The following is a 7392-nucleotide window of genomic DNA, read 5'->3' as shown; positions in this document are numbered from 1 at the left end:
TAAAGCGCTTTCACAATTTCAGAGCTCCATCCCGTCATGAGGGAAATTTTCGCGTCAGGGTACATGCTGACAAATTCTTTCAACACTTGCGGCAGCCATGTTTGACCGACAATGGAAGCGCAGGCGATTTTAAGGGTACCGTGCACCTTATCTGCCAAAGATGCAATCATTTCAGCGGTTTCCTCTTTTTTCAGGATTGTCTCCTTCGCAAATGCAATGACAAGTTCACCAGCCGGGGTCGGTTCCAACCCCTTTTGGGAACGGACGAATAACAACGTCCCCCATTCCTTTTCAATCGTTTGAAGGCGTTGGGACAAGGCAGGCTGGGATAAAAAGAGCCTTTCAGCCGCCTTGCGCATATTGCCTTCTTCCGCCAATGCTTTAATGATTTCCAGCTCAGTTGTTGTCATGAAGAACCACCTTTCCCCTCGGTATGCGTAATATGAGCAGCAGACTAATGACTGCAAATACGAGGACAGCTACATACACCCATTGCAACGAACCATCAAGTGCTTGCTGTAGGATATTCATCTTTGCAGAGGATACTGTCGCTCTTGATTCTTCTGTCAATAAAAGATTAATGTCGTCCACTTCAAAATCGAGATTTTCCCCACGGAAAGTCGATTGTAATGACCCATTCAAAACTGCGCCAAAAATAGCCGCGCCAACCGTATTTCCAAAATTCCGCATGAACATATTCGCAGCAGTTGCCGATCCCCTTTGTTCACGGCTGACAGCTCCTTGAATCGTTACAATGAATGATGTGCTCGTTAAGCCCATCCCGATTCCGACGAAAAAACTGGAGAATGCAGCCCATAAAGGACCCGATTCCCCCGTCATCCAAACAAACATGAGGGAACCTATCACAAGGGAGATGCCACCTGCGAATGAAACCGTAAAAGTTCCGAACCGGATCAATAAATGGCCCGCAACGGAAGAAGCGATTGGCCACCCAATCGACATGGCTGTCAATGTGAATCCTGCAATCATGGCTGTCTGTTCCATGACACCTGTCACATAGGTTGGCAAATACGAGGACACGCCAATCAGAATGACACCGGTTGTCAGTGAAACGAGATTGGCATATAGGATGACGGGGTTCTTCCAAATGGCGAACGGCATCATTGGATCCTCTGCCTTTCTCTCAATCCAAATGAACAACGAAAAGAGCCCGATGCCTAGGATAATGAGGAAAAGACTTATCAATGAAGATCTACTAAAGGATTGTCCACCTTCAACAAGCCAAAACAGAATGATCGATAGTGAAGTCGTCAATAATGCGGCTCCCTTATAATCGATAGCCACTTTTCTTTCAGTTTCCGGCTCCTGAAGACAGAAGTAAATTCCGATCATCGCTACTATGCCTAACGGTACGTTGACCCAAAACACATATTTCCAATCCCAGTATTGGACGATCAAACCTCCGATAACCGGGCCTGACACCGCAGATATGCCCCATACACTCGATAAATAGCCTTGAATCTTGGCGCGTTCCGCTGTGGTATAAATATCGCCTACAATCGTTGTTGCTATCGGCATGACAGCTCCTGCGCCCAAGCCTTGGATCAGCCTGAAAACAATGAGCATCTCCATTGATGTCGCAAATCCGCAAAGAATAGAACCAAATAGGAAGATTGATAAGCCGATAAAGAAAATCGGTTTTCGACCAAACAGGTCGGCCAACTTGCCATAAATGAGAACAGTAACTGTACTCATAAGCAAATAGGCGGAAAAAATCCAACTGTATCTCGAAAAGCCTCCCAGTTCCCCTGCGATGGCAGGCATTGCTGTTGATACAATCGTGGCCTCAACTGCTCCGACAAACATCGCCAGCATGACGGAAATGAGGACAAGCGGACGGTTCGTCTTTTTATGTATATTCATTCATATTCTCCTCTCACCAAAAAGTCCGAGAAATAGGAAAAGGCCCCCATTGGAGCCTTTTAGTCAAGGGAAAAGCCTTTTACTTCATGTAAAGATATTTTTTGAATTCCTTTAACATGACTCTTCTCGTCAATATACCCGCAAATGTGCCATCTTCTTCTGTGACACATAGGAATGTGTGATTAATGAGCAAATCTAATCCTTTTTGGAATTTATCAGTTGTTTTAATAGCTGGGATGTCAGTTTGCATGATGTGATCGACTTTCAGGTCAGCCAGCTTTTCATATTCGATCCGTTCCAATCCCAATATGGAGTCTGTAATCATCCCAATCCCTAAAAGTCCCCTAAGATGGTTCTTTACATCAATGACAGGTATTGCAGAATAACCGGTTTTCGTCAGAACGAGAAGGGCGTGTTCTGCGTTATTGCCGACTTGCACACATGCCACTTTTTCAGCAGGAATCAAATAATCGGCAATCGGCACCTGAAGAAAATCCCTGTTATTTACAGAAATCATTGAAATTCGCTCCTTCTGATCATAAGCTGTCATAACAATTCTACAACCCTATCATACCATAAGAGGCCGTAAACATCCCATCGAAATATGAAAAAGGTTCCAGAAGAAGACCTCTTCCTAAAGGGAAGAGGCCCAGTAAAAGAAAATGACAAACAGTATGAAGAGCGCCGCCACACCGATGACCCAGATAATCGGATTTAATGAGAACGGATGATCTTCGATGGCTTCCGGTATGCTGTGGTCTTGATCATTGAATGATGCCGTCGCCATTGTATTCCAATTTCTTACAGCCCTCCACCCGATGAGGCCGATGATTACGAAAACAATTGCTAGCGGAAAAATCCATATAGCCATACGGATAAAACCCTCCCTTTGCACGAATTGGATTTAGGATGCGCAAGTTTGGGAACATGATACATATTCATCCCGGTTTCCGTTTCTGGCGGATGCTTTCCATTCCTATTAACAAAAAATATTCTTATTTACATATAAACTTGTGCAATCTTAGAAAGGATATTGATTCAGCCATTGTCCGCCGTCGAGTGTGACAATTTCACCGTTCATGTAAGAGGCTTTGTCTGACATGATGAAAGCGGCCAATTCAGCGATTTCTTCCGGTTTTCCTACACGTCCAAGTGGGACCGAGTTGATGGTCCGTTTCACAGCTTCCTCGGATTGGAAGAGGCGTTCTGCGCCACCAGTTCGTTCGATTGGACCTGGCGCGATCCCATTTACCCTGAATCCGAATTTCCGTCCCCATTCGACTGCAAGTGTTCTAGTCAAAGACATGACGCCAGCCTTAGCTGCAGCCGAATGGACTACGCCCGGACCGGCATCCCATGCATACGTTGCAAGCATATTTAAAATAGCCCCTTTTTGCCCTTTTTTAATCCAATAGTTGCCGACCGCGCTTGTGCAATAGAAAGTTCCGTTCAGTACGATATCAATAACAGCTTTCCAGCCATTAGGGGAAAGTTCTTCCGCATGGACGAGGAAGTTTCCGGCTGCATTGTTCACTAGCCCATCAATTTTGCCAAACTTTTCGTCTGCAAATTCAACCATCCCTTGTACGTTTTCAATGTTGCGCACATCCATCTGATAAGTATGTGCACGGTCCCCAATTTCTTTCCTTGCTTCTTCCAAGCGTTCCGTGTCACGACCTGTGATGATGACTTGAGCGCCCTCCTCAGCGAATTTCTTCGCCATGAATTTCCCCATTCCGCTCGAACCGCCTGTTACGATGATTACTTTGTCTGTATACATGCTAATCCCCCATTTCCTATGAATGAATATTCACTCATAATTGTAACATAGCATTCTATCGGACGCCTACAATATTAAAAAAGACTTTCTTCTTACAGGGCATTTGCCCGTTTGAAGGAAGTCTTTTCTCACTATGCAAAATACTTTTCTACGATTTCCGAGGCCGGAACCGCTTTGCTGAATAAAAAACCTTGTGCTTTATGACAATTGGCCTCTTTTAAGATTTTTGCCTGCAAATCCTTCTCAACACCTTCTGCAATGACTTGCATGCCAAGATTGTGAGCCAGGTTGATGATTGTCTTTGCAATCGCCTCATTTTTTTCATCAACTTCAATATCTTTGATGAACGAGCGGTCGATTTTAATAATATCAATCGGATATTGCTTTAAATAGCTAAGTGAAGAATAACCTGTCCCAAAATCATCTACAGAAATTGTCACACCGATTGCCTTCAACTTCTGTAAAGTTGACAGTGTGTCTTTCATATTCATCAATGCGCTTTCCGTAATTTCCACCTCGAACGATGAGGGATGAATCCCATGCTTCTCGATGATATTTCTTGCATTCTCTGCGAATGCTCCGGTCTGGAATTGCTTCGGAGAAATATTGACTGCAATTCGAACCTGCCGGAACTGCTTATCTTGCCATTCCTTCAACTGCAGGCATACGACTTCCAGAACCCAATCGCCGATGGAATGGATCAGTCCAGACTCTTCCGCCATCGGTATGAATTGTGCCGGGGATACGAAACCGAACTTCCGGTTATTCCATCTTAACAACGCTTCAAAGCTGTCGATTTCGCCCGTCTTCAAGTTCACTTGCGGCTGATAGTGGAGTTCCAGCTCATTGAACTCGATTGCGCGGCGCAAATGAGCTTCCATCAACGCAGTATCAGTGAAAGCCGTGTTCATTTCTTCCTTGTAAAAACGGTAATGAGAACGACCGCGCTCCTTTACGAAACGAACGGCTTGCTCAGCTTTTTGAAGAAGTTCTTCCAATGTCGATCCATCATCTGGATACACTGAAATACCGATTGAGGACGAAAGAAAATATTCCTGATGATTAAAATAGAATGGTTTCGTGAAATCACTCAAAATTTTCTGTGTCAGCTTCTCCGTTCTTTCGATGGAGTGGTCTTGCAGCAGGATGATATATTCATCCCCGCCATTCCTATATAGCTTTCCCGCCTTCGGAGTAACGATCTTAATGCGATCCGCAATCATTTTCAGGATTTCATCTGCACCGTTTCTTCCAATCGAATCGTTGATCGTATTGAAACGGTCCAAATCCAAATGAATTAACGAAAGCTTTTCATCGCTTCGATAGGCGTACTCAGCATCAGCTTCAAAGTGCTCCTTCAATGCACGTCTGTTCCATAAACCCGTCAATTGATCATGATAGGAAAGGAATAATAATCTTTCATTATTTTTGAGATGAAAGGAAGTATCACGTAAAATTAAATGGATTTCTTGAATATCCCCCTGTACGATAACCGGAATCGTCTTGACGTACGCTGATAAATACTGACCGCGTTTATGGAAAAACTTAATTCCTTCCATTTCGATCGATTCCCCGGAAAACGCACGCGAAAGAAAGTCCTTAAACTCATCAATCTTTTCCTCGCCGATCAAATCGATGATAGCGCGGCCCGTCAATTCTTTTAAACGATAGCCGAACGCTTTATGGACAGCGATATTCGCATATGAAATTCGTCCATTCAAATTGATTGTAATAATCGGGTCCAAATTATGATTGATGACGGACATATACCTATGTTCAAATTCCAATCTTGCTTTTCGTTCCATCATCAGTTCATTCTGTAGTCTGTTATTGTCCATGAATGCCTCCATGCATGTCGCTGCTCCTATGTACAATAATTTTGTTTTATAGACGCCGAAACAGATTTTTCTACTTTATTTTACAAGTATACCTTTATTTTCGACAAAAAAATAGCCGTTCGCAAAAATTTCGGTTTTCTCATGCAAATCACTTTGAAAAAGGTTTAAGAACCAGTATGATAAGGTTAAAATGGAAACCATCATGCAAAGAGGAGGCATCAATTGAAAAAAGAAGAAACGGTGCGTCAACTCGCGATTGCCATCTATACAGTGAATCGGCACGCGAAAACAGCAACGAATAACCGCGAACTATATTCATTAAAAAACAAATCGATCCAACGGCTGCTACAGTCGGGCGATGCAAAAAAAATCGGCTTGCATTTTGTCGACAATCCTCAGCTTAGCCAGCAAAGCTCCACTGTGCTCGTAAAGTGCAGCGATTTCCTCTTTCATACCTTACCGGAAAAAGGCGACTTCACGTCCCTTCCCCATTTAGGCACGCAAGACCAAACTTTCCGCAATCCACAAGAGCGAATGAATTTGAAAAAAGCGAAGGAATTATTGATTGATTTTGTCGGGGAGCAAAAAGTGCCGACAAAGCCGGCAAAAAGAGCATTCATATCAAAACGCCCGAAAGTATCCAATACGCAATCGTTCAGATCATCCTACTTGGATGGAAAATAGCAAAAGCGGAGGGTGGCGGTTTACAGAGGTTCGCAGTCTAAGTTCGCCGCGTCCTGATAGTGCCTTAATTTCTGCAAAATACACAGAAATACGGTAAATCGAACCCTTCGCAGTTCGATTGGCAATGACTGCATGACCGGCTTCCTGCCGCCTCAGGCATAAGGCAGATCTGCGAAACGGCGCTTTTTGCCGTGCAGCAGGGCTGACTTATGACCCAAGCTGTTGCCACCCGGAGTCTAGACGTACAAAAGCGGACTGTTCCAGCAATCAGTCATACTGATTTGCCGGAACAGTCCTTTTTCATTGGGTACAGGACATCTTGCTTTTTATGCCCGTCGATATTGTTTGTATAAAACCTGCGTCCCTTTTTCGCCATATTCTTCGACAAGCTCATTATACATTTCTTTTGCCAACTGCAGACCAGGTAAAGGCAATTTCATCTGTTCCGCTTCTGCCAAAGCAATATTCATATCCTTCAGGAAATGCTTAACGTAAAAACCAGGTTCAAAATCCCCTTTTATGATCCTTGGCGCCAAGTTCGAAAGCGACCAAGAACCTGCTGCTCCTGAGGAAATGGATTCGAGAACCGTTTCGGCATCGAGGCCTGCTTCTTTTCCATAAGCTAACGCTTCACACACCCCAATCATATTGGTCGCAATCGCAATTTGGTTACACATTTTTGTATGTTGGCCAGCTCCAGCTTCACCTTGGTAGACAATTTGTTTTCCAAACACTTGTAATAACGGAAGAACTTCTTGGAAAGTCTGCTCATTGCCTCCGCACATAATCGAAAGCGTCCCATTTTGCGCGCCGACATCTCCACCAGAAACAGGCGCATCGATAGAGGAAATCCCCTTCTCTTCAGCATCAGCCGCAATCCTTATAGCCAAAGCTGGACTGGATGTCGTCATATCGATGAACATCATTCCTTTTTGTGCATTGGCCAAAATACCATTCTCTGAATAATAGACCTCTTCTACGTCGGACGGGTATCCAACCATCGTCATTACGATATCCGCATTGGCAGTTGCTTGTCCAGCTGTTTCAGCCCAGCGTGCTCCCTGTTCTACGAGAGATGCCGCTTTCTCTTTTGTCCGTGTGAATACAGACACTTCATAATCAGCTTTCAATAAATGCTTAACAATACTACTGCCCATCACACCTGTTCCAATGAATGCAATTTTCTTTTTCACCATTATATTCCCT

Annotated in this window: 8 protein-coding genes; 1 reads left to right on the top strand and 7 read right to left on the bottom strand. The window is 44.0% G+C overall.

Annotated features, from left to right (window positions below; all coding sequences use genetic code 11):
• From AWV70_RS19540 to AWV70_RS19515, 6 genes are all read right to left on the bottom strand, one after another.
• A partial coding sequence (locus AWV70_RS19540; protein WP_153010059.1) for a LysR family transcriptional regulator occupies positions 1-410 on the bottom strand: 410 nt, incomplete at its 3' end.
• On the bottom strand, positions 397-1884 hold the full coding sequence (locus tag AWV70_RS19535; RefSeq protein WP_060210197.1) for an MDR family MFS transporter: 1488 nt from the start codon (positions 1882-1884) through the stop codon (positions 397-399). The genes AWV70_RS19540 and AWV70_RS19535, both read right to left, overlap by 14 nt.
• Positions 1885-1963: 79 nt before the next feature.
• Positions 1964-2401 carry a cyclic-di-AMP-binding protein CbpB gene (cbpB, locus tag AWV70_RS19530; protein WP_060210196.1) on the bottom strand — a complete coding sequence of 146 codons (438 nt, stop codon included), beginning with the start codon at positions 2399-2401 and terminating at the stop codon, positions 1964-1966.
• 117 nt (positions 2402-2518) lie between these two features.
• Entirely contained in the window at positions 2519-2755 is a 237-nt protein-coding gene (locus tag AWV70_RS19525) for a hypothetical protein (protein ID WP_060210195.1), read from the bottom strand.
• Between the two features lie 150 nt (positions 2756-2905).
• Complete coding sequence (gene fadH / locus AWV70_RS19520; protein ID WP_060210194.1) at positions 2906-3664, bottom strand: 2,4-dienoyl-CoA reductase; 759 nt, start codon at positions 3662-3664, stop codon at positions 2906-2908.
• Between the two features lie 131 nt (positions 3665-3795).
• A complete protein-coding gene (locus AWV70_RS19515) occupies positions 3796-5502 on the bottom strand; it encodes a putative bifunctional diguanylate cyclase/phosphodiesterase (RefSeq protein WP_060210211.1) in 1707 nt (568 codons plus the stop codon).
• Positions 5503-5724: 222 nt separating this feature from the next.
• Here AWV70_RS19515 and AWV70_RS19510 point away from each other — a divergent pair, with 222 nt between their 5' ends.
• Entirely contained in the window at positions 5725-6186 is a 462-nt protein-coding gene (locus AWV70_RS19510) for a YkyB family protein (RefSeq protein WP_060210193.1), read from the top strand.
• Positions 6187-6512: 326 nt separating this feature from the next.
• Here AWV70_RS19510 and AWV70_RS19505 read toward each other — a convergent pair whose 3' ends face one another.
• Positions 6513-7382 carry an NAD(P)-dependent oxidoreductase gene (locus tag AWV70_RS19505; RefSeq protein ID WP_060210192.1) on the bottom strand — a complete coding sequence of 290 codons (870 nt, stop codon included), beginning with the start codon at positions 7380-7382 and terminating at the stop codon, positions 6513-6515.
• Positions 7383-7392: the final 10 nt, after the last annotated feature.

The organism is Sporosarcina koreensis (assembly GCF_001531445.1).
Classification (GTDB): Bacteria; Bacillota; Bacilli; order Bacillales_A; family Planococcaceae; genus Sporosarcina; species Sporosarcina koreensis_C.
This window is presented reverse-complemented; position numbering and strand designations above follow the sequence as displayed.